The following is a 23,167-nucleotide window of genomic DNA, read 5'->3' as shown; positions in this document are numbered from 1 at the left end:
TTGTAAAGCACTTGCGGTGCGTGATTGGAACGACTCAACAGTGTTGTGCGCTCTGCGGCGCTTCGATAGGGAAAAGTATTCAATGGGGAAACGGCCAAAGACGTAACTTCTGGCGCGCCGTGAGCCATAGTCGGGCCAGGCCATGCGGCTCCACGATCAGAAAGAAAACGATCAGAGCACCAAAAATCATGTGCTCAAGATGGGAGGCCGTGGCCGTAGACAAGGGCAACCCGAGCCAGTGCGGAACCTGATTCAAAAACAGCGGGAGTAGTACGATGAAGGCCGCCCCGAAAAAGCTGCCGACGATGGAGCCTAGGCCTCCAATAATCACCATGAACAGCAGCTGGAATGATTTGTCGATTCCAAATGCCGCCGGCTCCCAGGCGCCGAGGTGAACAAATCCCCAAAGAGCCCCTGCAATGCCAACGATGAATGAACTGACCGCAAAGGCCGACAGCTTGGCGTACACCGGGCGGATGCCGATGACGGCGGCAGCGACATCCATGTCGCGCATGGCCATCCATTCACGGCCGATGGCGCCACGCACCAGATTCTTCGCGAGGAGGCCAATCACCACCACGATCGACAGGCAAAGAAGATATTTCTGCACGGGCGTGTCGACAGACAATCCAAAGACCTCGAGCGAGCCGATGCTGACCGAACCCGACGAAGAGTTATTGGTGACCCAGGCAATGCGGTTGGTGAACCAATCAATGAAAAACTGTGCCGCCAAGGTTGCCACCGCGAGGTAAAGACCTCGAATACGCAGACTGGGCAGTCCAAACAATATACCGGCCAGCGTTGCACACAGACCGCCGCCAATGAGCGACAGCAAGAGCGGCATGCCTTCAATGCGTACTTGCAGGTTGAACGCGGCGTACGCCCCGACCGCCATGAAGGCGCCCGTCCCGAGCGAGATTTGCCCGCAATAGCCCACCAGTACGTTCAGTCCAATGGCCGCGAGCGAAAGAATCAGAAAAGGGATGAAAATCGCCCGAAACGCATAGTCGCTGGCCAGCAGCGGCAGCCCAATGAAGGCGATGGCAAGTAAGGCAAATATCGCCACGCGATCTTGCAAAATCGGGAAAATCTGCAGGTCTGCCCGGTAGGTACTTTTGAACTGGCCGTTTTCTCGGTAAAACATGGTGGTGTCTCCGTCGCCGCGTTAGACGCGGTCAATAATTTTGTCGCCGAACAGACCCTGAGGCCGCACCAGCAGGAAGGCCAGAGCCAGGACATAGGCAAACCAGTTTTCGATGCCGCCTCCCACCAGGGGGCCGAGGTAAATCTCGGACAGCTTTTCGCCTACCCCAATGATCAGGCCCCCCAAAATGGCGCCCGGAATCGACGTAAGTCCGCCCAGAATCACGACGGGAAATGCCTTCAGCGCCACCAGCGAAATGGAGAACTGAACGCCTAGCTTGGAGCCCCAGATCACCCCGGCTACCAGCGCGACGATGCCGCCAAGCGACCAGACAACGACCCAGATTCGAGACAACGGAATGCCGATGGATTGCGCCGCCTGATGGTCGTCGGCCACTGCGCGAAGGGCGCGACCCGTTGCGGTTTTCTGGAAGAATAGCGAGAGCAGGCCGACGAGTATGGCGGCGATTCCGGCGGCATAAAGGTCTTCCTTGCTCAGCAGCAGACCACCATCGAACAGGTTTTCCAGCACGATCATCGGATCTTTCGGCATGCCGACATCGATTTTGTAAGTTGCACTGCCGAAGAGCAGCTGACCGGCACCGTCCATGAAGTAGCTGATGCCGAGCGTCGCCATCAATAAGGTGATGCCGTCCTGGTTGACAAGCTTGCGCAAAGCCAGCCGCTCAATCAGCCACGCCACGCCGATCATGATAACGACCGCAATCATGAATGCCAGCAGGTTGGTGAGCAGCATGCTGTTGAAGCCCAGCCAGCCAGGAATCCATTCCGAGAAGCGCGCCATCGCCAGGGCCGCAAACAGCACCATCGCGCCCTGCGAGAAATTGAAGACGCCCGACGCCTTGAATATCAGCACGAAGCCGATCGCCACCAGTGCGTAGAGCATGCCGGCCATCAGACCGCCAAAAAGAGTTTCGAGAAAAAAGCCCATGATGAATCCCTTAGTGATCGGTGCCGAGGTAAGCCCGGATCACGTCTTCGTTGTTGCGAACCTCATCCGGCGTGCCATCGCCGATTTTTTTGCCGTAGTCGAGCACAACCACGCGATCCGAAATATCCATGACGACCCCCATGTCGTGCTCAATCAGCACCACAGTCGTTCCAAACTCGTCGTTCACATCGAGCACGAAGCGGCACATGTCCTGCTTTTCTTCCACGTTCATGCCGGCCATAGGTTCATCGAGCAGCAGCACCTGCGGCTCCATGGCCAAGGCGCGTCCCAAGTCCACACGCTTTTGAAGACCATACGGGAGTTGCCCCACAGGCGTTTTTCGATAGGCCTGGATTTCAAGGAAGTCGATGATTCGCTCTACCGCTTCCCGGTGTTTGATTTCTTCTCTTTCGGCCGGCCCAATGCGCAAGGCCTGAAGCAGTAAATTGCTTTTGATCTTCAGATTCCGGCCCGTCATGATGTTGTCGAGCACACTCATACCTTTAAAGAGCGCCAGGTTCTGGAAGGTGCGGGCCACGCCCATCACAGCCACCTGATGGCTGTTCATGTGTTTGAAAGTCCGGCCGCGAAAGGTGATGGATCCCTGCTGCGGCGAGTAGACGCCATTGATGCAGTTGAGCATGGAGCTTTTCCCGGCGCCATTGGGCCCGATGATGGCGCGGATTTCGTGCTCTTTCACATTGAATGAAATGTCCGTCAACGCATTGACACCACCGAAGCTCAAACTGATGTTGCACACATCCAGAATGACCTCCCCAATTTCTTTACTCATGCTGCGGCCTTTACGGGGGCAAACGTCTTGGTGTCACCGATCTTGAGCGTGGCGCTCACGCTGCCGCTGCGGCCATCTTCAAACTTGACCACGGTTTCGATGAACTGCTCGGTTTTTTCGCCGTACATGGCGTCAATCAGCGGCAGGTATTTTTCTGCGATGAAGCCGCGCCGCACCTTGTTGGTTCGCGTCAACTCGCCATCGTCTGCGTCGAGCTCTTTGTGCAGTACTAGGAAGCGGCTGATCTGTGAGCCCGCCAGCAAGGTGTCTTCACTCAGGTCGGCATTGACCTTTTCGATGCACTCTTTAACGAGTTGATAAACCTCGGGCTTTTGCGCCAGGTCGGTATACCCCGCGTAAGGCAGGTTGTGCCGTTCAGCCCAGTTGCCCACCGCATCAAAATCGATATTGACAAAGACGCATACTTTTTCACGGCCATCGCCGTAGGCCACGACTTCTTTGATGTACGAGAAAAACTTGAGTTTGTTTTCGACGTACTTGGGCGCAAACAGGGCGCCGTCGTAAAGGCCGCTTTTAATGCGGCCCACGTCCTTCACGCGATCAATGATTTTGAGGTGCCCGTGGGCATCGATGAAGCCTGCGTCGCTGGTGTGATACCAGCCGTCCTTGGTCAGCACTTCCGCGGTTGCGACCGGATTTTTGTAGTATTCCTTCAGCAGGCCCGCCGACTTGACGAGGATTTCCCCGTTCTCCGCGACCTTGATCTGCACGCCCTGAATCGGTACGCCAACGGTGTCGGCGCGCGCTTCGTGGTCAGGCTGCAGGCAGACAAATACGGCGGTCTCGGTAGACCCGTAAAGCTGCTTCAGGTTGATCCCGATGGAGCGGTAGAAAGTAAAAAGATCCGGGCCAATGGCTTCCCCGGCGGTGTAGGCCACGCGCACGCGTGAGAAGCCGAGGTTGTTGCGCAACGGACCATAAACCAGCACGTTGCCCAGTCCATACAGCAGGCTCTGCAGTGCGCCCACCGACTTGCCATCCATGCGGTCAGGGCCCACGCGTTTGGCGACCGCCATAAAGTAGTTGTACAAGCCGCGCTTGATGCGCCCGGCATCTTCCATGCGAATCGTCACGCTCGTAAGCAGGCCTTCAAACACACGCGGCGGGGCGAAGTAGTACGTCGGCCCGACCTCTTTGAGGTCAATCGTCACCGTGCTGGCGTTTTCGGGGCAGTTCACCACGTAACCGCAGGCCAGCCACTGGGCGTAGCTAAAAATATTCTGACCGATCCAGGCCGGTGGCAAGTAGGCCAAGACTTCTTCGCGGGCGGTGAGTTTGTCAAATTCAGCGCCGGCTTGTGCACGGTCCAGCAGGGTGTTGTGGGTGTGCACCACGCCTTTGGGATTGCCGGTGGTTCCCGACGTAAAAAACATCGCGGCCACGTCGTCGGGGCTGGTTCTTTCGACTTCGGTCTGGAATAAATTGGGTTGGCTTTTAGCCAGGGCCTGGCCTGATTCAATCAGCCGATCGAGCGCCACCAGTCCTGGCTCGTCGTATTTGCGCAGGCCGCGCGGGTCATCAAAAATAATGTGATTCAAGCTTGGGCAGAGGGCGCGAATCTCAAGCAGTTTGTCGACCTGCTCCTGATCTTCCACCATCGCAAAACGGACGTCGGCGTTGGTGATGGGGAAAACGCACTCCGCGCCTACTGCATCCTGATAGAGCGGAATGGCAATGGCACCGAGCGACTGCGCGGCCAGCATGGTGGCATACAGCCGCGGGCGGTTGGCGCCGATGACCACCATGTGTTCACCGCGCTGCAGACCGGCCTGATGCAGGCCACAAGCAATGTGTTCAACCAGCTTGGCCATGCTGCTCCAGCTGTGCGCCTGCCAGATGCCATATTCTTTTTCGCGCATAGCCGCGGCATTTGGACGCTCGGCGGCATGTTTGAGCAGCAATCGTGGGAACGTAGTCTGCATTCCGGTTCCTTGTCTCCAGATTTGGAGCAGCCCTTCTGGTTAGAAAAACTGCTGGTATGACCCGGATAGTAAGGCGGCATTTGACGCCAGGGTGTCGTTGCGCCGACAATTTGCGGGTAAGTCCCAACCGGGTGTCCCCGGGGTGCGGCGCCAATTACCCTATGAAGTGCCCCTGTTGCGAAACCATGGTGAGTTCCACAAAGCGCGACGCATTCCGGGCTGAATCCGTGAAAGTCACTTCGAAACCGCCCAGGCCGTAGTGCTTGAGGCTCCAGGCGCTGTCGATAAAGTTGCTGCGTGTCGGGTCTCGTCCTGCGCGCCTCAAGGCTTCGACAAAAACCCGCGCATTGATGTAGCCCTCTAGCGCCAGGTGCGAAGGTTCCAGCGTTACGCCCGCAGCCTTCCATGCCTGCTGAAATTCGCGCGAGATCGGCACTACGGAGTTGCCTGGCAAGGGTACAACTTGGGAGACGGCGATACCAATTGCGTCAGTTCCCATAGCTTTGAGAGTGGCGGTGTTTGTCCTGTGCCAATTTTTGGCGTATTCCCTTTGCTTATTTTTTCGGAAGTGATACTTTGTGCTCCATGTCCACTGACTTGACTCTTCACCAACGCCGCAGGACGCCCACGCCCAGCGAGCTGCAAGGTATCCCGTGGTTGCGGGTGCTGAAGCCCGAGGAGCGGGCACGTGCGGTGGCAGAGTTGAAGGTGGGTGACGCCGCTTCTGGCGACTATGTATGTCGAGTGGGCAAGCCCGTGACTTATTGGTTTGGCGTGGTGGAAGGGCTGCTGAAGATGAGCAGCGACGATGCCCAGGGCACGACCATGACCTTCAGCGGCTTACCCCCTGGCGGCTGGTTTGGCGAAGGCACGGCGCTAAAACGCGAGCCTTACCGTTACAACGTCCAGGCGCTTCGTAAAAGCGTGGTGGCCGGCTTGTCGGTCGACAGCTTTCACTGGCTGCTCGACCATTCAATCGGCTTTAACCGGTTTGTGATGAACCAGCTCAACGAGCGATTGGGGCAGTTTATTGCCGCGCGCGAAATCGACCGCATGAACAGCCCGGATGTGCGCGTGGCACGCAGCCTGGCCGCGCTGTTCAATCCGGCGCTCTACCCGGGCGTTGGAGAAATTCTCCGCATTACGCAGCAGGAACTGGCTTATCTTGTCGGTCTGTCGCGTCAGCGCGTGAACAAGGCGCTGGCCAACCTGCAGGCCCAAGGTTCGATCCGGATCGAATATGGCGGCTTGCGCGTGCTGGACCTGGACGCGCTGCGGTCCAGCATGGTTTCAAGCAAATCGTAGCCCCCGTTTTTATTGACGGGCGCAGGTTTGCTGCAAGCACGCAACGGAGGCAGTTTTGAAGCGTTTCCTTAAGCATTAGAGATCCGACTCTTGAGGCGACCAATGACAGAAAAATGCCGGCTCGTTGCATCTACGACACCGCCGAGATATGCCCATCAACGGCACTTTTCATAGCAGCCTTGGCCCCATAAAACACCGGCATCCAGCGCCATTTTTACGCTTTTTTTATACCGGCTGGGCTTCTTTTCTCCCTATCTTTACGCGCACAAACCTAATCTTCTCGAATTACTTTTAAGTTGGAGAACGCTCATGGATATTGTGTTTATCGCCGTTGCTGTCGGTCTTTGGGGCGTAATCGTCTTGATGGTCTTGGGCCTTAAAAAGCTTGAGAAGCCTGCAGGAGGCCGGTCATGATCAGTCTCGAAGTTATTTATGGCTTTGGCGGCATGTGCGCGATCGCGCTGCTCGCCTATCTGGTCTATGCGCTGATCTGCGCCGAGGAGTTTTGATGAGCAGCTCTTCATGGGGCCTGCTGGCCCTCTATCTGGCAGTTTTGCTGGCGGCCTCCTGGCCGCTCGGCATCTGGCTGGCGCGCCTGAGCTCCGGGAAGTTGCCAGGTTGGATGTTGCGTGCGGAGGCACCGCTCTACCGTCTGGCCGGAACGTCAGCAGACAAGTCCATGCACTGGTCGCACTACGCGCTGGCTTTATTGGTTTTCAACGGGCTGGGTGTGTTGGCTGTTTATGCCTTGCAGCGATTGCAGGCGGGGCTGCCACTCAATCCTGCCGGCATGGTACCCGTGTCGCCAGACTCGGCCTTCAATACTGCCATCAGCTTCGTCACCAACACCAACTGGCAGGGCTATGCCGGCGAGTCCACGATGAGCTATCTGACGCAGATGTTGGCACTTTCGGTACAGAATTTTCTGTCTGCCGCAACAGGTATCGCCGTGGTGTTCGCGCTCTTTCGCGGTTTTGCGGCGCGTTCGACCAGCGTGATCGGAAACTTTTGGGTCGACGTGACCCGAATCACAGCGTGGTTGCTGATCCCGCTGTCGCTGGTGTTCGCCATATTTTTGGTGGGGCAGGGCGTCATTCAAAACTTTGACAGCTACAAAGACGTGTCGACGCTGGAAACCACCAACTACCAGCAGCCTAAAAACGGGCCCGACGGGCAGGCGCTGAAGGACGAAAAGGGCAATCCGGTCATGGAAGATGCCACGACCAACAAGCAGACGCTCGCCATGGGGCCGGTGGCGTCGCAAGAAGCCATCAAGATGCTCGGAACCAATGGGGGCGGGTTCTTCAATGCCAACTCTGCCCATCCCTATGAAAACCCGACCCCACTGAGCAATTTCTTTCAAATGTTGTCCATGTTCCTGATTCCCGCAGGGCTGTGTTTTGCGTTCGGGCGCGAAGTGGGCGACCAACGTCAGGGCTGGGCGGTCCTGGCGGCAATGACCGTGATGTTCGTCATCGCCGTCGCGGCCATCATCCCGGCCGAGCAGGCTGGCAATCCTCTGCTGACCCCGTTGGGTGTTGACCAGAGCCAAAGTGCACTTCAGTCCGGGGGCAATATGGAAGGCAAGGAACTGCGCTACGGCATCAATGCCTCCAGTCTGTTTGCGGTGATCACCACCGCCGCCTCGTGCGGTGCCGTGAACGCCATGCACGACTCGTTCACACCGCTGGGCGGCATGGTCCCCATGGTGATGATGCAGCTCGGCGAAGTCGTCTTCGGCGGCGTCGGCACCGGCCTGTATGGCATGTTGATCTTTGCCATCCTGGCGGTGTTTATTGCGGGTCTGATGATCGGTCGAACGCCGGAGTATCTGGGCAAGAAGATCGAGGCCCATGAAATGAAACTGACGTCGATCGCGATTTTGGTGACGCCGATTGTGGTGCTGGTTGGCACCGCCATCGCCGTTATGGCAACCGCTGGCAAAGCAGGGATTTCCAACCCCGGTGCGCATGGTTTTTCAGAAATTCTCTACGCCTTGACTTCGGCCGGCAACAACAATGGCAGTGCGTTTGCGGGACTGTCCGCCAACACCCCTTTTTACAACACGCTGTTGGGATTTGCCATGTGGTTCGGCCGGTTTGGGGTGATCGTGCCCGTGCTGGCGATCGCTGGTGCATTTGCTGCCAAAAAACGCCTGCCGGTAACGGCGGGGACTTTGCCGACCCACGGTCCGCTATTTGTCATGCTGCTCATCGGCGTGGTGCTTCTGGTGGGTTTGCTCAACTACGTGCCTGCATTGGCGCTGGGCCCCGTGGTCGAGCACTTGATGCTGTGGCGCGGTCAATAAGCCAAGAAAGATAAACCAGTGACTACTATGAATACCGCCACCCGAAAGTCTTTGGTGCTGCTGGATCCAGCGCTGCTGAAGCCGGCCATCGCTGCATCATTTGCCAAACTGAGCCCGCGTGTGCAATGGCGCAACCCGGTCATGTTTGTTGTTTACATCGGCAGCATCCTGACGACGCTGCTGGGTCTGCAGGCGCTACAGGGGAGGGGAGAAGCGCCGACCGGTTTTATATTCGCGGTGGCCGTATGGCTTTGGTTCACCGTGCTGTTTGCCAATTTTGCTGAAGCGTTGGCCGAGGGTCGTAGCAAGGCACAGGCGGCCTCGCTGCGCGGCTTGAAAAGGAGCACCATGGCTAAAAAGCTGCAGCAACCCCACTACGGGTCGACTTGGTTGCCGGAGCAGGCGGAGAATTTGCGCAAGGCAGATGTGGTGCTGGTTGAGATGGGCGACATGATTCCGCTGGATGGTGACGTCATCGAAGGTGTCGCGTCGGTCGACGAAAGCGCCATCACCGGCGAATCGGCGCCTGTGGTGCGTGAGTCTGGCGGTGACTTCTCCGCGGTGACTGGCGGCACACGCGTGCTGTCCGACTGGCTCGTCGTGCGTATTTCGGTCAACCCGGGCGAGTCCTTCTTGGACCGCATGATCAGCATGGTGGAAGGCGCCAAACGCCAGAAAACACCGAATGAAGTCGCCCTGACTATCTTGCTGGTGGCACTGACAATTGTGTTTCTCATCGTCACCGTCACACTGTTGCCTTACTCCATCTTTAGCGTGGAAGCGGTCAAAGCCGGTACGGTGGTAAGTATTACCGCCTTGATCGCCTTGCTGGTTTGTTTGATCCCGACGACCATAGGCGGCCTGCTCTCGGCCGTCGGTGTGGCGGGCATGAGCCGCATGATGCAGGCGAACGTGATTGCGACTTCGGGACGCGCGGTAGAAGCGGCGGGCGATGTGGATGTTCTGTTGCTCGATAAGACCGGCACTATCACTCACGGCAATCGCCAGGCTTCCGAGTTTTTTCCCGCACCCGGGGTCTCTCAAGCCCAGCTTGCGGCCTCCGCCATGCAGGCTTCCATGTCCGATGAAACGCCGGAGGGCCGCAGCATTGTCACCCTGGCGCAGCGGCTCGCGGTTGCCGAGCCGGTGATGGAGTCCCATGTGGACGTTCCGTTCACGGCGCAGACCCGCATGAGCGGCATCGATGTGCAAAAGGGCGATGGCAGCACACGCCAGCTCCGAAAAGGTGCGGTCGATGCGATTCGCAAACATGTGGAAGCGCTCGGCGGGAGCGTACCTGCCGACGTGATACGGGTGTCCGATGAAGTGTCGCGCCGCGGCAGCACGCCACTGGCAGTGGCCGATGGCCAGGTTGTTTTGGGGGTGGTGGAGCTTAAGGACATTGTCAAATCGGGCATCAAGGAACGCTTCGGCGAACTGCGCCGCATGGGCATCAAGACCGTCATGATTACCGGCGACAACAAGCTCACCGCAGCGGCCATTGCGGCTGAAGCCGGCGTGGACGATTTTCTGGCGGAAGCCACGCCGGAAGACAAGCTCAAGCTGATTCGCCAGTACCAGTCCGAAGGGCGTCTGGTGGCCATGACGGGGGATGGTACCAACGACGCCCCAGCCCTGGCGCAGGCCGACGTTGCGGTGGCCATGAACAGCGGCACCCAAGCCGCCAAGGAGGCCGCAAATATGGTGGACCTTGATTCAAACCCCACCAAACTGCTGGAAATCGTCGAGACCGGGAAGGCGCTTCTTATGACGCGCGGCTCGCTAACGACTTTCTCGATTGCCAACGACGTGGCCAAGTACTTCGCCATTATTCCGGCGATTTTTGTGACCACCTACCCCCAGCTGGCGGCGCTGAATGTGATGCGCCTGGGCAGTCCTTCCTCAGCCATTTTGTCGGCGGTAATTTTCAATGCATTGATCATCATGTTTTTGATTCCGCTGGCACTCAAGGGCGTGAGGTACCGCGCGGTGGGCGCTGCTGCGCTGCTCCGTCGGAATCTACTTATTTACGGCCTCGGCGGTCTGGTCGTGCCCTTCATCGGCATCAAGGCGATTGACCTGTTGCTGGTTGCGTTGCATCTTGCCTGACCAAGGCACAAGGAATTCCCATGAAAACCATTCTTCGTCCTGCCCTCGTTCTTTTTGTCATGCTCTCGCTATTGACTGGCCTGGCCTATCCCTGGGTCGTAACCAGCGTAGCGCAGTCACTCTTTCCGGCGCAGGCAAGCGGAAGTCTGATTTTGCGTGGTGACAAACCCATCGGATCGGCATTGATCGGCCAAAACTTCACCCAGCCTCAGCATTTTTGGGGTCGACTTTCAGCCACGAGCCCAATGCCCTACAACGCCGCTGCGTCTAATGGTTCCAATCTAGGCCCCCTAAACCCGGCGCTGACCGATGCCGTCAAGGGGCGTATCGAGGCTTTGCGCGCGGCCGATCCCGGCAATACCGCGCCGGTGCCAGTTGATTTGGTTACCGCGTCCGCCAGCGGTCTCGACCCGGATATCAGCCCTGCGGCGGCGCAATACCAGGTCGCCCGGGTGGCCAAAGCACGCGGTCTGGCCGCCGACAAGGTGCAGGTGCTGGTGGACCAGCAAACCGAAATGCCGCTGGCCGGGTTACTGGGTGAGTCGCGGGTGAATGTACTTCGTCTCAATCTGGCGCTGGAGTCGCTCCGTTAATGCCTTGGGAGCCTCCTCCGGCCGTCGCATCCGGGATTTGGAAAAGGTACGATCACGCATGCCAATGACCTCACATGCCTAGCTTTACAGACCTCCGCCCAGACCCGGATCGGCTCCTCGACCAGCTCCGTGGCGAGGAGAAGCGGGCGTCACGCGGCAAGTTGTGCATTTACTTTGGTGCCAGCGCTGGGGTTGGAAAAACCTACGCCATGCTCAGCGCGGCCCAGCGCGAGCGCAAGGCGGGGCGTCAGGTGCTGGTCGGTGTCGTGGAGACCCATGGGCGGAGCGAGACTGAAGAACTTCTGGACGGCCTCGAACAGCTGCCGCTGCGTGAAATTCCTTACCGGGGCCGTATTCTGAAGGAGTTTGATTTGGACGCGGCGCTGCGGCGTAAACCAACGGTATTGCTGGTCGACGAGTTGGCGCACAGCAACGTGGAGGGTTCGCGCCATGCCAAGCGCTGGCAGGATGTACAAGAACTACTGGAGGCTGGCATTGATGTCTGGTCGGCGGTTAATGTCCAGCATCTGGAAAGCCTTAACGGAACGGTCAGCGCCATCACCGGGATTCGCATCCACGAGACTGTGCCGGATACCGTTATTGATGCTGCCGATGAAATTATTCTGGTCGACGTGACGCCCGATGAGCTGATTAAAAGATTGAAAGCCGGCAAGGTTTATTTGCCCCAGCAGGCCGAGCGCGCAGCGCAGAATTTTTTCCGCAAGGGCAACCTGATCGCCTTGCGCGAGATTGCACTGCGGCGCACGGCCGAGCATGTGGAAGATGACGTTCGCAGTTACCGGGTGGAAAAGTCCATCGCCCCGGTGTGGCACACCGAAGGCGCCATCCTGGCCTGCATCGGTCCGCGCGAAGGCACTGAGCAGACCGTGCGCACCGCCGCTCGTCTGGCGGGTCAGCTCAACGTGCGCTGGTATGCCGCCTATGTGGAGACACCCGGCCTGCAGCGACTCAATGTGGCGCAACGCGACAGAATTTTGGCGGTGATCAAGCTGGCCGAACAGTTGGGGGCCGTCACGGCGGTGTTGACGGGTAGCGAGGCCGCCGCTGAACTGGTGGCGCAGGCGCAGCAGCTCAATTGCGCGACCTTGGTCGTGGGGCGACCGCAAGTGGCGGGCTGGTCGGCGCTGTGGAGCGGCCGGACCATGACGCGCCAGCTTGCCCGGTTGGCGCCGACGCTCGACATTGTGGAAGTGGGCCACGTCGAAAGTGCCCGACGGCTCGGACGTGCGGTTCAGCTTAGCGTCGAGGAAGAAGACGCTTCCGCATGGCGTGGCAGTTTTGCGCGCTATTCAGGCGCCGTGGTGGGTAACGTGGTCGTCACAGTGCTGTCGCTACCGTTGCGCAGCTTTTTGGATCTGGCCAATATCGTGATGCTGTTTTTGTTGGGGACCGTACTGGTTGCGATGAAGCTTGGGCGCGGACCCGCGGCGTTGGCGGCTTTTCTGAATGTGGCGGCGTTTGACTATTTCTTTGTGCCACCGCGGATGTCGTTTGCGGTCAGCGATGTGCAGTACCTGGTGACTTTCGGCGTCATGCTGGCGGTTGGTTTGCTCACGGGGCAACTGACGGCGGGCTTGCGTTTTCAAGCGCGGATTTCTTCCAGCCGGGAACGTCGTGCGCAATCGCTCTTCGAACTGTCGCGCGAACTGTCGGCAGCGCTTCTTAGTTCGCAGGTGATGGAGCTGGGCGAGGCCGCCGTGCAGCGCAACTTCGGCGGGCAGGCATTGGTTTTGACGACCGACGAACGCGACCAATTGGCCGTGTCCGCCAAGGCGACACCCCCCGACTTCGATGCCAGCGTGGCGGACTGGGCGTTTCGCAATGAGCAAGCCGCCGGTTTGGCAACTTCCACGCTGTCAGCGCAGGCCTGGCACTACGTACCGCTGAAGGCGTCAATGCGGGTGCGCGGCGTGCTCGCGCTCAAGCCGACCCAGCCGCGCTGGCTGCTGATTCCCGAGCAGTTGCAGCAGCTCGATACATTGGCCCGGCAAATCGCGATTGCACTCGAGCGCGTGCATTACGTCGAGGTGGCGCAGCAGGCGGTGGTGCAGATGGAGTCTGAAAATCTGCGCAATGTTTTGTTGGCAGCGATTTCGCATGATGTCCGTACGCCGCTGACAGCGCTGATCGGCTTGGCCGAGTCCCTTCAGCGCACCGAACCGCCTTTGAGCGGGGAACAGGCCCAAGCTGCGCGCGCCATTAGCGACGAAGCACGCCAGCTCAGTGCACTGGTCAACAACCTGTTGGAAATGGCGCGTTTGCAAAGCGGCGCCGTCAACCTCAAAAGCGACTGGCAGTCGGTCGAGGAAATTGTCGGCTCGGCGATCCGCCAGGCCCACTACGCCCTTGCAGGAAAAATCGTTAAAGCCGAGTTGCCTGCCGATCTTCCGCTGGTTGAATTTGATGCGGTGCTGATGGAGCGGGTGCTGGTCAACCTGCTGGAAAATGCCGCCAAGTACGGCGGCGCAGACGATGCGCCGATTGAGGTCAGTGCGCACGTCACCGATCAATCCTTGGTGTTGACGGTACGCGACCATGGGCCGGGCTTGCCCACGGCTTTGAGGGGGCGCGAGCAGGAACTGTTTGACAAGTTCACGCGCGGTGCCACCGAGTCGGCCACACCGGGTGTTGGCTTGGGCCTGGCCATCTGCAAGGCGGTGGTGCAGGCGCACCGGGGGCAGGTCTCTGCAGGCAACGCCATTGGAGGTGGCGCAGAATTCACGGTCATACTGCCACGCCGATCGCCACCGCAAGAACCGCCCGAAACGCCTTGAACCATGTCTTATCCCATGCCCGTCGCCGTTGTCATTGAAGATGAACCCCAGATCCGCCGCTTTGTGCGTACCGCGCTGGTGGCTGAAGGCTGGCAGGTGTATGAAGCAGACACCGCGCAGCGTGGGCTGACGGAGGCCGGAACCCGCAAGCCCGATCTGCTGGTGCTGGATTTGGGCTTGCCCGACGGTGACGGGCTGGACCTAATCCGGGATGTGCGGAGCTGGTCGAGCGTGCCGATCGTGGTGCTGTCGGCGCGCACGGACGAAGCCGACAAAATTGCGGCACTGGACGCCGGCGCCGACGACTATCTGACCAAGCCTTTTGGCGTAGGCGAGTTGCTGGCCCGCGTACGCGCTAACCTGCGAAGGCCGCGCAGCGCCAACCCTGACGGCACACCCGACGAGCCCCTCTTTAATTTTGGCGAGGTGGTTGTGGACCGACAGGCGCGGCTGGTGCGGCGCAATGGGCTCGAAGTTCATCTGACGCCGATTGAATACCGTTTGCTTACGGTGCTGATCACCAATGCTGGCCGGGTGCTGACGCACCGCCAGTTACTGCGCGATGTCTGGGGGCCTGCACACGCTGAGCAGAGTCATTACCTGCGCACTTATATGGGCCATTTGCGCCAGAAGCTGGAGTCAGACCCGGCGCAACCCAAACACCTGCTGACAGAAACAGCCGTCGGTTACCGCTTGCTGGTATCCTGATAATCCGTTTAAGTTTCAGTCAATCACAAATAAGCGCGTAGCCCTTTTTCATAAGCTGCAGCTAGCTATAAAATAAATAGCAAATGCAAGATTCTTCAAAACCCAAATCACCGTCCGCGAGCGCCGCCGCTGCGGTGCGCGTTCCCAAAGCCGCTGCGGCGGCTCCCGTCGCCGGGGCCGCTCCCGTCACAGTACGGCTGAATAAGCGCATGGCGGATCTCGGCCTTTGCTCGCGCCGCGAAGCTGACGACTGGATTGCGCGCGGCTGGGTCCGTGTGAACGGGCTGCCTGCGGTGATGGGCCAGCCGGTTGCCGTCGATGCGCGGATTGAAGTCGCGCGTGAAGCCGAGCAGCAGCAGCGCCAGCAGGTCACCATCCTGATCAACAAGCCGGTTGGCTATGTCAGCGGTCAGGCAGAAGACGGCCATGAGCCTGCGGTGGTACTGGTGCAGCCGCAAAACCGCTGGCGTGAATGCAACAGCCGTATGCGCTGGGGCCATGAGCAGTTGCGCGGCTTGGCGCCAGCCGGTCGGCTCGACATCGATTCGATCGGCTTGCTGGTGTTGACGCAAGACGGGCGCATCGCTCGCCAACTCATCGGCGAAGACTCCGAGATGGAAAAGGAATACCTGGTGCGCGTCAGCTACGGCGCCGAAACGCTCAATGTGCAGGCCGCTTTCCCGCCTGAAAAGCTCGCCCTGCTGTGCCATGGCCTGAGCCTGGACGGGCAGCCGCTGCGGCCGGCTCAGGTCGGCTGGCAAAACCCCGAGCAACTGCGCTTTGTGCTCAGAGAAGGCAAAAAACGCCAGATTCGCCGCATGTGCGAGCAGGTCGGGCTGTTTGTGACCGGGCTCAAGCGGGTGCGGATCGGCCGTGTCAACCTGGGCCATCTGCCGATCGGCCAGTGGCGTTATCTGGCACCGCACGAGCAGTTCTGACCGGGTTTTCCCAACAAAATAAGCGCTTTTCCAATGAGCACGTCTGTAGTTAGCTATTAAATAAATAGCGAATTTCGTACTGCCCAAAAACCCGCATAAGGCACGCAGGAACACATGTTCTGCTGCCGGCGAGGTCCCGCCTCGTTATTCCTGTTTGCCTGACTGCCTGTTTCAGACATTTAGGGGCCATCGAAAGTGCGCCCGGCATGAACCACCTTGCGTTTTTTCACCGTCCCGAGATCACTCGGCGGCTACTCAAGCGGCGGGGCAAGCCGTAACCGGCTGAACACCTGCAAGCCTTGCCGGGCGACACAGGCAGTCACCTTGAGCTGGACACTTGTAAACAGAACGCGCCCGCTCCGGTTATTTAGCGGAATAGGTTAATTCGCTGTCCGATGATTCATAAGAAGCATCAAATTCTGGTTAAAAATCATAAGTAGAAAAACTATTGAATGAAATGAAAAACTAAGTCAGAATTCGTGAAATAGTCAATTTTATTCATGCCGGCAATTGATGAGGTTTCAGGAGATTGTTTCATGCCAGCTTTGAAAGTTTCCTCAAAGAGTTTTACCCAACGGGCCTGCAATGGCCGGTTTATCGGCGCAACCGGCTTTTTGTTTTCCCTGGCTCTGCTGCTGGCTCCTGCGGCTGTCAAGGCCGACGCCCATGAAGCCAAACTGCTGGTCACTGCAACGGTCATGAAGCACGCCAGTCTCAAGGTGCTTTCGCAACCCGCATCGGTAACCGTGACGGCCGCTGATATTCGGCTAGGGTATGTGGACGTACCGGTTCCTGCGCAGGTGGCGGTTCAAAGCAACACCCAGGCCGGTTACATGCTCCTGTTTAAAAGCCAAGGCGAGTTCATTCGGCAAATTCTGGTCCGCGGTCTTGGCACCGATGTTCAGCTTGGGCCTTCCGGCGGTGGCGTGATGCGGGCTGCCTGGGGACGCGGCATGAGCAAAACCAAGCTGGATATGGTTTTTCGCTTTGAGTTGTCCGATTCGGCCCAGCAAGGCGTTTATGCATGGCCAATGCGGTATACCGTGACGCCCCTTTGAAAGGTTGCGCCGGCGACCACGGTGTTCATGGCCGTACGCGGCAGACTGATTTACCGAGTTCAACAAAAGTCTCGTCCGACTGCGGAATCACCAGTTCAAAGTCACACGGCTTGCCGTCCGCCAGCACCGTTGTCGAGTAAGTGCCCGGCAACAGGTTTTCGACATAAAACTCTCCCCCGCGCCCGGTCAACAGGGTAAGCCGCTTGCCTTTGACAGTTATGCTGAACTCCTGAAACTCCACTGGCTTGGTGTTTCCAGCTTGTTGCATTTCCAGTTTGCCTGTGAAGGCTTGAATCTTGGTCACGCCAAAGTTGATGACTGCGCCGCTGCGCAGCGAAGGCGATATTTTCTTGACCGTTGCCGGAATGGCGTATTCGATCGGAACGGTTTCCGGGTCGATCGATACGTCATTGTCGAAGTAGGGTGTCAAGGTCGGTACGAACAGTTTGCCTCGTGCGTTGGTCTTTCCGATGGGCTGGCCATTCACCGCAACGCCCACGCCCGGCAATTCGCCCACTTTTACAATCCCGAAGCTTTCCGTCACCGGGCGGCCCAAGGCCAGTTCGCCGTCGACATAAGCCACGCCACCGGCCACGGAAACCCGGTAGTCGTCATGCGATTGACCGCTAAAGGGACGCCGTCCGAATTCTCCCCGAACGATGGCGAGCGGCGCGTTGTATTGGACGCTGGCCGCCAGTTGGGTCGCCGCTTCCAGATTGCCCGTGGCGCGATTGGCTGACAGAACGTAACCCAGCCCTTCACCGACTGGCTGGGTTTTTACCAGTTCATCAGACGTGGTGTGGCTTTCCTTGTCGCCAAAATAGTTGCTGGCCACCGAATAATCCTTGTCGGGATAAAAAATCAGGCCGACGAAAACTTCGTTCCGGCTGGTGCCTTCCGTGACATGGCTCAGACTGCTCTGCAGCGACAGCCGGCCCGAAATAAGCGACACCCCATAGCTCAGCGTGGACGCGCGGCGGCTCCCTCCGGCGCCTAGTATGCTCAATGACTGAAGCGGTGTCAGCGCTGGAGCCGGCTGCTCTGTGCGCGCCGAAAATACGGAATGTCCGACCGAAATCGAACCGTAGCGTTTGAGGTAATAGCTTGCCGAAATGTTACCCTCATACTTGCGGTTACTAAGCGTTGGCGGGTCACCCAGTGACGCGTAGTCGCCCCAGTCGCGCCGCAGCGACATCCCCAGGCTCCAGCGCTGGGCCTGATAGTTGTAGTTGACCGAACTGGCGCCGCCCTTGAGCGTATCCAGCGAGCTGGCCGCCAGCGCCAGGTTGAGTACGCCTGCGCTGCCTAATACCACGGTGGCCAAGGGGCCCGTGTTGTAAAACCCTTTTGTTCCCTCCGCACGAAGTCCCAGGGTTACCGCGTCGTTGAAACCGTAACGGTGAAACACCGAGAATGCAGCCGGGCCGTACTGATTGCTGGCCAAGCCAAAATTGCGCCGAAGCGCCCCCAGGTTGTAGCTGTATTCATGCAAGCCCTGACGCAAGGGCTGATCGGTAAAGTAGAAAGAGTAGTTGATCTCCTGGACGCGGCCAAAGGCATCGCGCAACACCACCTGCACATTACGCGCTCCTCCGTAGGCAAGCAGGTCCTTCAACTCGAATTCACCGGGCCTGAGCTTTTCGCTACGGATTCGCTGCCCGTCCAGATAGACGTCCAGGTCGGTCGGCGTGGCGACGCTGCCGCTGATGCTTTGCATCGGAAACGAGGTCAGGTATGGATTGAGGCCGTATAGCTTGGAGACACTGATTCCGCCCAGGTTGATGCCGTTGCTGAATTGACGTGAGGGCGTGAAAAAATCGCCGGCCACCGTGCGCCGCAGGTTATCGCGGTCATCGTAGGTGGCATTGGTCATCAGGCGCACGAATTTGCTTCGTCCGTTGGCATCGCGGACTGTATTTCCGTTAGACATGACGAGGTAGTCCCCGATGCGCCAACCGGCCTCGCCTGAAAAGCTGCTGCCGGTGCCTGGCAGCACGTCATTCCGCGCGGCAGTGAGGGCGTAGTTGAAAAAGACACTGCTGTTTTGCGGGATCACGCCTCGGATCCGGTTGTCACTGCGCAGGTTTAGCGCCTGGCTGGGCAAAAGGTCTGGATCGGCCATGATATTGAGCCGCAGGCCTTTTTCTTCAAACGCAAACCGGATGCCCGGCAGGGATCTGAGCGAGACATACGGCTCGCCTTCGAGCACCACCACCGCACCAGCGGCCTCCTTTAGGCCTATCGCTTTAAGGTCTTCCAGCTTTACCAGGTAATCCAGGTCCGGCGTACGCCAGACAAACAGGTCGCCCTTGTCTTCGAGGTTCATGGTGACGCGAACCACCATGATCTCTGCTTTGGCGGCTATCGCAGCAGGGTTGCCGGCATCGGCTGCCCCCGCGCGCACAGATGCCAGGCACAGGCAGCACAGCAACGCCCCGGTAATTTTCAGCAAAATCTTTCACCCGTGTAGCAAGCGCTCTGGCCAGCAAGGCAATTGGCCGGCGCTGTCAAAGACACATCGCGCGAGTGACATCGATCTTGCGCTTTTCGCTGAGTTTGTCCGTCATGAATTCAAGCGCAAGACTACTGATTTTTGCGCATTGCGCGGCTGAAAGGGTGGTCGCGTAGGTTTTGACCGTTCCGGCCAGCAGATAGCGATCAGCCAGGGTCAGTGCGTAAACTTCATTGCCCCCCGCATCGGCGCCCTTGAGCTCAATTCCCCGCACCAGCTGATGCCGGTTGCCGGTGTTTTTTGCCTGAATGGTGATGGCCCCTTTGGAAACGGTAAAGCGGTCGATGTCCAAGCTGTCCTGTGGTTTGAGGGGCGCCACGAAAACCGGCGCGCCAAAGCGGATCAGCACATTGATCTGGGCGGAATTTCCTTCGGGGGTTTTGAGAAGACCCGGAAGTTCTTCTATAAAAAGACGGTAGGTTTTTTCTGTCGGCACGGCGGAAGCCTTGGCACCCACCCGAATCAATCTCTCTTCAGCAGGCTCGATGGACAGGATTTTCGGAAAAAATACCAAACCTTGCGTGTCTGTATAAATGTCCTTGCCTGTCGCATCCTGCGTCCACTCCATGGCCTGAAGCTGAAAGTTGAGCTTTTGCTTATCGTCATTTCTGACGCCAATCACGCCGGTTTTGACAGCCGCACCGAGCTCAAGGCGTATCGGATTGACAGAAAACTCGCCCGCTGTTGCGTGCCCTGAGAAAAGCGACGCGCAGGCTAATACGAAAAAGGCAAAATTTCTAATCGCTACAGGCATGATGGGAATAGGAAACGCCCGCAAGACGGCGTGTCGGAGTCAGGGCGTAACCGAAATAATAACGGTATCTGAGTACAGGCCTGCAGAGGCGTTCGCATAGGCGCTCCACAGAATCGTTCCGTGAAAGTCAAAAGCAACGTAGTTACCCTTTCCAGGGGCCGACTGGCTGTTGGGAAGGCCCACCAGGTCGTAGGAAATAAGGTCACCCGCACTATTTTTTAAATTACGGCTACCGGTGTAATTGAGCCCGTTATCCCCGGAAATGGTCATTGTCTGACCTCCCGCGCAATCTCCCGCCGCCGTTACCCCCGTGACTGGTGCAAAGGCGTCAACGCCGCTGCTCGGATTCAGCGCACCAAAACTCATGCTGAGTCCACTGGCCTGAAACGAACAGTTCTTGTTTTTGGCATAGGCCGGAAATGCAGCCCCTAGCAGTGCGGATACCGCCAAAAAGGATGCGAGATGAAAAGCGTTTTTACGCATCGTCTGCTTGAGTTCAGTGATCCGGATTCATGTCGTCCTGGCGCTTGTGGCGTTTAGACGCAACCGCCAGGACGAATTCAGGCTGCTTGCTTCAGGGTGTGATGTTGAGGGTGACGGTTTCGGCATACGCGCCAGCGGTAACGTTCTGGTATTGCGCCGCGGTGATTGTTCCGGTGACCACCAACGTCAAGTCCTGGCCGGTGCCAAAGCCTTTACCCGTCTGGGTGTCGCCACTTAACCCCAGCGTGTAAGCCATCGCTAAAGCGGTAGTTGAAACGGTCATGAGTCGGGTATTTCCACCGGCTACAGTGACGCCTGCGGAAGCGGTTCCTTTCGTGCACTTGTAAAGTACATTGGCGGTTGCTACTTTGTCTGTAAGCAGTGAAGGGTCAATGGTGCCGAATGCCAGCGGTGTGCTTGAGGTGGAAAACTTGCATATGCCGGACATAGTGGCAGACGTTGCAAGGGTTTGTGAATCGCTTGCTGATGCCAAACTGGCGGTACAAACCAGCAAGGCTGCTGCGATTGCTTTTAAGAGAGTGCGATGAGTTTTCATGTAAAGTTTCCTATTGGCAGGCCGATCGAAATAGTTAGCCTGCGAGAGAACTGTAATCAAATACGACTTTTTATCCAAGTTCTTACAACAGGAAAAAGACAGTTTTCAGAATTTATTCACACTAGGCGATTGAATATATTGGGTTTTTACCAAAATATCGGTTCAACCCGTATTGCTTACACATGTAACCTTGACCATTATTTTTTAATAATAATTTCTATTCCTTGAAAATGCTACCGAGAAGATACATATCTAAACTAGTTGACTATGCAAAAACAAACACTTTCTTTCCAGGCCGAAGTTGCCCAGTTATTGAAACTGGTCACGCATTCGCTCTACTCCAACCCCGAAATCTTCTTGCGCGAACTGATCTCCAACGCGTCGGATGCCTGCGACAAGCTGCGTTTTGAGGGGCTCAATGATGCCGCCGTGTACGAAACGGATCCGGAACTCAAGGTTCGCGTGAGCTTTGACAAGGCGGCTCGTACCCTGACCATCACAGACAACGGCATCGGCCTGTCGCAGCAGGAAGCGATCGAGCACCTTGGCACGATCGCCAAGAGTGGCACACGCGATTTCATGGCCAAGCTGTCTGGTGACCAGAAAAATGATGCCCAGCTGATTGGTCAGTTCGGCGTCGGTTTCTACTCAGGCTTTATCGTGGCCGACCGCATCACGGTGGAAAGTCGACGTGCTGGCCTGTCCGCAGCCCAGGGCGTGCGCTGGGCCAGCGACGGAACCGGCGAATTTGAAGTCAGTGAAATTGAGCGCGCCGAGCGTGGCACCAGCGTCACCCTGCACCTGAAAGATGACGCCAGCGATTATCTGAATGCGTGGAAGCTCAAGGGGATCATCAACAAATATTCCGACCACATCTCGCTGCCGATCCTGATGCCTAAAGAAGAGTGGAAAGAAGGCGAAAACGACCAGCCGGGCGAGATGGTGGTCACGGGCGAGTGGGAAACCGTCAACCAGGCTGCGGCGCTCTGGACGCGTCCTAAAAAAGAAATCACCCAAGAACATTACGACGAGTTTTACAAGCAGATCAGCTACGACCACGAAGCGCCGTTGGCGACCACGCACAACCGCGTGGAAGGCGCTACGGAATACACCCAACTGTTGTTTATTCCGTCCAAAGCGCCTATGGACTTGTTCAACCGGGACAAGGCCTCTGGTGTGAAACTCTACGTGAAGCGCGTCTTCATCATGGACGATGCCCAGGCGCTAATGCCGAACTACCTGCGGTTTGTGAAGGGCGTGGTGGATTCGTCGGACCTGCCGCTTAATGTGTCGCGCGAGCTATTGCAGGAAAGCCGCGCCGTTAAAGCGATTCGGGAAGGCTGCACCAAGCGCGTACTGTCCATGATCGAAGACTTGGCCGCTCACGACGCCGACAAGTTCAAGGCGTTTTACGCCGAATTCGGCGCCGTGCTCAAGGAAGGTCTGGGCGAAGATGCTGCCAACCGCGAGCGCCTGGCCAAGCTGCTTCGATTTGCCAGTTCCACCACGGACACGCAGACTGTGAGCTTCGCCGACTACAAGGCCCGGATGAAGGAAGGCCAGGACGCGATTTACTACATTACGGCCGACACTTTGGCCGCCGCCAAAAGCAGCCCGCAGTTGGAAATATTCCGCAAAAAAGGTATCGAAGTGCTGCTCATGGCCGACCGTGTCGACGAATGGGCGCTTAACTATTTGCAGGAGTTTGACGGTACCTCGTTGCAGTCGGTGGCCAAGGGCGCGGTGGACTTGGGAAAGCTACAGGACGAAGACGAGAAAAAGGCCGCAGAAGAGGCGCAAACCCAGTTCAAGCCGGTGCTTGACAAGCTCAAAGCGGTGCTCAAGGACAAAGCCCAGGACGTGCGCGCCACCTCCCGCTTGGTCGACTCGCCCGCCTGTCTGGTGGTCCAGGATGGTGATATGTCGACGCAGTTGGCCCGCATGCTCAAACAAGCCGGCCAGCCGCTACCCGAAGTCAAGCCGATTCTGGAAATCAATCCGCAACACCCGTTGGTCAAAAAACTGGAAGCCCTCGATAGCGCTGGCAACAGCGCTAATTTTGACGACTTGGCCCATATCCTGTTTGACCAAGCCCTTCTGGCCGAAGGCGGTTTACCGGAAGACCCCGCAGCTTATGTGAAGCGGGTCAACGCTTTGTTGGTCTGATTGCCTGCGAATCGCCCTCAAAAAAGGCGATTCGCAGCGGGTTTTAAATTG

Annotated in this window: 19 protein-coding genes; 10 read left to right on the top strand and 9 right to left on the bottom strand. The window is 57.8% G+C overall.

Going from position 1 to position 23,167, the window contains the following annotated elements:
* Positions 1-79: 79 nt before the first annotated feature.
* From HHJ16_RS01855 to HHJ16_RS01835, 5 genes are all read right to left on the bottom strand, one after another.
* Positions 80-1,144, bottom strand: a complete 1,065-nt coding sequence (locus HHJ16_RS01855) for a branched-chain amino acid ABC transporter permease (RefSeq protein WP_293640190.1) — start codon at positions 1,142-1,144, stop codon at positions 80-82.
* Positions 1,145-1,165: 21 nt separating this feature from the next.
* Positions 1,166-2,095 (bottom strand): branched-chain amino acid ABC transporter permease, encoded by a 930-nt coding sequence (locus tag HHJ16_RS01850; RefSeq protein WP_293640189.1) that lies wholly within the window; start codon positions 2,093-2,095, stop codon positions 1,166-1,168.
* 10 nt (positions 2,096-2,105) lie between these two features.
* Complete coding sequence (locus tag HHJ16_RS01845; RefSeq protein WP_293640188.1) at positions 2,106-2,888, bottom strand: ABC transporter ATP-binding protein; 783 nt, start codon at positions 2,886-2,888, stop codon at positions 2,106-2,108.
* Entirely contained in the window at positions 2,885-4,831 is a 1,947-nt protein-coding gene (locus HHJ16_RS01840) for an AMP-binding protein (RefSeq protein ID WP_293640187.1), read from the bottom strand. The genes HHJ16_RS01845 and HHJ16_RS01840 overlap by 4 nt, the downstream gene beginning before the upstream one ends.
* 154 nt (positions 4,832-4,985) lie before the next feature.
* On the bottom strand, positions 4,986-5,519 hold the full coding sequence (locus tag HHJ16_RS01835; protein ID WP_366557452.1) for an ABC transporter substrate-binding protein: 534 nt from the start codon (positions 5,517-5,519) through the stop codon (positions 4,986-4,988).
* On the opposite strand from HHJ16_RS01835, the gene HHJ16_RS01830 reads away from it, so the two are divergent.
* From HHJ16_RS01830 to HHJ16_RS01790, 9 genes are all read left to right on the top strand, one after another.
* Positions 5,417-6,136 (top strand): Crp/Fnr family transcriptional regulator, encoded by a 720-nt coding sequence (locus tag HHJ16_RS01830; RefSeq protein WP_293640186.1) that lies wholly within the window; start codon positions 5,417-5,419, stop codon positions 6,134-6,136. The two genes, HHJ16_RS01835 and HHJ16_RS01830, sit on opposite strands and share 103 nt — an antisense overlap.
* Positions 6,137-6,546: 410 nt before the next feature.
* On the top strand, positions 6,547-6,645 hold the full coding sequence (locus tag HHJ16_RS01825) for a potassium-transporting ATPase subunit F (RefSeq protein ID WP_293640185.1): 99 nt from the start codon (positions 6,547-6,549) through the stop codon (positions 6,643-6,645).
* Positions 6,645-8,444 (top strand): potassium-transporting ATPase subunit KdpA, encoded by a 1,800-nt coding sequence (gene kdpA, locus HHJ16_RS01820; RefSeq protein WP_293640184.1) that lies wholly within the window; start codon positions 6,645-6,647, stop codon positions 8,442-8,444. The genes HHJ16_RS01825 and kdpA overlap by 1 nt, the downstream gene beginning before the upstream one ends.
* Positions 8,445-8,471: 27 nt before the next feature.
* Entirely contained in the window at positions 8,472-10,553 is a 2,082-nt protein-coding gene (kdpB, locus tag HHJ16_RS01815) for a potassium-transporting ATPase subunit KdpB (protein WP_293640182.1), read from the top strand.
* A gap of 20 nt (positions 10,554-10,573) precedes the next feature.
* Positions 10,574-11,146, top strand: coding sequence for a potassium-transporting ATPase subunit KdpC (gene kdpC / locus HHJ16_RS01810; RefSeq protein ID WP_293640180.1), 573 nt, complete (start codon positions 10,574-10,576; stop codon positions 11,144-11,146).
* A gap of 74 nt (positions 11,147-11,220) precedes the next feature.
* Positions 11,221-13,941 (top strand): DUF4118 domain-containing protein, encoded by a 2,721-nt coding sequence (locus tag HHJ16_RS01805; protein WP_293640178.1) that lies wholly within the window; start codon positions 11,221-11,223, stop codon positions 13,939-13,941.
* 3 nt (positions 13,942-13,944) lie between these two features.
* A complete protein-coding gene (kdpE, locus tag HHJ16_RS01800; RefSeq protein ID WP_293640177.1) occupies positions 13,945-14,649 on the top strand; it encodes a two-component system response regulator KdpE in 705 nt (234 codons plus the stop codon).
* 83 nt (positions 14,650-14,732) lie between these two features.
* Positions 14,733-15,587 (top strand): pseudouridine synthase, encoded by an 855-nt coding sequence (locus HHJ16_RS01795; RefSeq protein ID WP_293640176.1) that lies wholly within the window; start codon positions 14,733-14,735, stop codon positions 15,585-15,587.
* Between the two features lie 536 nt (positions 15,588-16,123).
* A complete protein-coding gene (locus HHJ16_RS01790) occupies positions 16,124-16,645 on the top strand; it encodes a hypothetical protein (protein WP_293640174.1) in 522 nt (173 codons plus the stop codon).
* 25 nt (positions 16,646-16,670) lie between these two features.
* Here HHJ16_RS01790 and HHJ16_RS01785 read toward each other — a convergent pair whose 3' ends face one another.
* The 4 genes from HHJ16_RS01785 to HHJ16_RS01770 form a co-directional block, all read right to left on the bottom strand.
* Entirely contained in the window at positions 16,671-19,097 is a 2,427-nt protein-coding gene (locus tag HHJ16_RS01785) for a fimbria/pilus outer membrane usher protein (protein ID WP_293640173.1), read from the bottom strand.
* Between the two features lie 55 nt (positions 19,098-19,152).
* Positions 19,153-19,911, bottom strand: coding sequence for a fimbria/pilus periplasmic chaperone (locus tag HHJ16_RS01780; RefSeq protein WP_293640172.1), 759 nt, complete (start codon positions 19,909-19,911; stop codon positions 19,153-19,155).
* 39 nt (positions 19,912-19,950) lie between these two features.
* Entirely contained in the window at positions 19,951-20,394 is a 444-nt protein-coding gene (locus HHJ16_RS01775) for a spore coat protein U domain-containing protein (RefSeq protein ID WP_293640170.1), read from the bottom strand.
* 91 nt (positions 20,395-20,485) lie between these two features.
* Positions 20,486-20,950, bottom strand: coding sequence for a hypothetical protein (locus HHJ16_RS01770; protein WP_293640168.1), 465 nt, complete (start codon positions 20,948-20,950; stop codon positions 20,486-20,488).
* 267 nt (positions 20,951-21,217) lie between these two features.
* On the opposite strand from HHJ16_RS01770, the gene htpG reads away from it, so the two are divergent.
* Positions 21,218-23,116, top strand: a complete 1,899-nt coding sequence (htpG, locus tag HHJ16_RS01765; RefSeq protein ID WP_293640166.1) for a molecular chaperone HtpG — start codon at positions 21,218-21,220, stop codon at positions 23,114-23,116.
* Positions 23,117-23,167 lie beyond the last annotated feature (51 nt).

The sequence above is a fragment of the Polaromonas sp. genome (assembly GCF_012927485.1).
GTDB lineage: Bacteria > Pseudomonadota > Gammaproteobacteria > Burkholderiales > Burkholderiaceae_C > Polaromonas.
Note: the sequence above shows the minus strand (reverse complement) of the source record. Positions and strands in the feature narration are given on the sequence as shown.

Excerpts from the sequence above, each read along its gene's own strand:
- kdpA (WP_293640184.1), top strand. The coding sequence starts at position 6,645 with ATGAGCAGCTCTTCATGGGGCCTGCTGGCCCTCTATCTGGCAGTTTTG.
- HHJ16_RS01795 (WP_293640176.1), top strand. The coding sequence starts at position 14,733 with ATGCAAGATTCTTCAAAACCCAAATCACCGTCCGCGAGCGCCGCCGCT.
- kdpB (WP_293640182.1), top strand. The coding sequence starts at position 8,472 with ATGAATACCGCCACCCGAAAGTCTTTGGTGCTGCTGGATCCAGCGCTG.
- kdpC (WP_293640180.1), top strand. The coding sequence starts at position 10,574 with ATGAAAACCATTCTTCGTCCTGCCCTCGTTCTTTTTGTCATGCTCTCG.
- HHJ16_RS01790 (WP_293640174.1), top strand. The coding sequence starts at position 16,124 with ATGCCAGCTTTGAAAGTTTCCTCAAAGAGTTTTACCCAACGGGCCTGC.
- HHJ16_RS01840 (WP_293640187.1), bottom strand. The coding sequence starts at position 4,831 with ATGCAGACTACGTTCCCACGATTGCTGCTCAAACATGCCGCCGAGCGT.
- HHJ16_RS01855 (WP_293640190.1), bottom strand. The coding sequence starts at position 1,144 with ATGTTTTACCGAGAAAACGGCCAGTTCAAAAGTACCTACCGGGCAGAC.
- HHJ16_RS01805 (WP_293640178.1), top strand. The coding sequence starts at position 11,221 with ATGCCTAGCTTTACAGACCTCCGCCCAGACCCGGATCGGCTCCTCGAC.
- HHJ16_RS01775 (WP_293640170.1), bottom strand. The coding sequence starts at position 20,394 with ATGCGTAAAAACGCTTTTCATCTCGCATCCTTTTTGGCGGTATCCGCA.
- HHJ16_RS01845 (WP_293640188.1), bottom strand. The coding sequence starts at position 2,888 with ATGAGTAAAGAAATTGGGGAGGTCATTCTGGATGTGTGCAACATCAGT.
- HHJ16_RS01770 (WP_293640168.1), bottom strand. The coding sequence starts at position 20,950 with ATGAAAACTCATCGCACTCTCTTAAAAGCAATCGCAGCAGCCTTGCTG.
- htpG (WP_293640166.1), top strand. The coding sequence starts at position 21,218 with ATGCAAAAACAAACACTTTCTTTCCAGGCCGAAGTTGCCCAGTTATTG.
- HHJ16_RS01850 (WP_293640189.1), bottom strand. The coding sequence starts at position 2,095 with ATGGGCTTTTTTCTCGAAACTCTTTTTGGCGGTCTGATGGCCGGCATG.
- HHJ16_RS01830 (WP_293640186.1), top strand. The coding sequence starts at position 5,417 with ATGTCCACTGACTTGACTCTTCACCAACGCCGCAGGACGCCCACGCCC.
- HHJ16_RS01825 (WP_293640185.1), top strand. The coding sequence starts at position 6,547 with ATGATCAGTCTCGAAGTTATTTATGGCTTTGGCGGCATGTGCGCGATC.
- HHJ16_RS01780 (WP_293640172.1), bottom strand. The coding sequence starts at position 19,911 with ATGCCTGTAGCGATTAGAAATTTTGCCTTTTTCGTATTAGCCTGCGCG.
- kdpE (WP_293640177.1), top strand. The coding sequence starts at position 13,945 with ATGTCTTATCCCATGCCCGTCGCCGTTGTCATTGAAGATGAACCCCAG.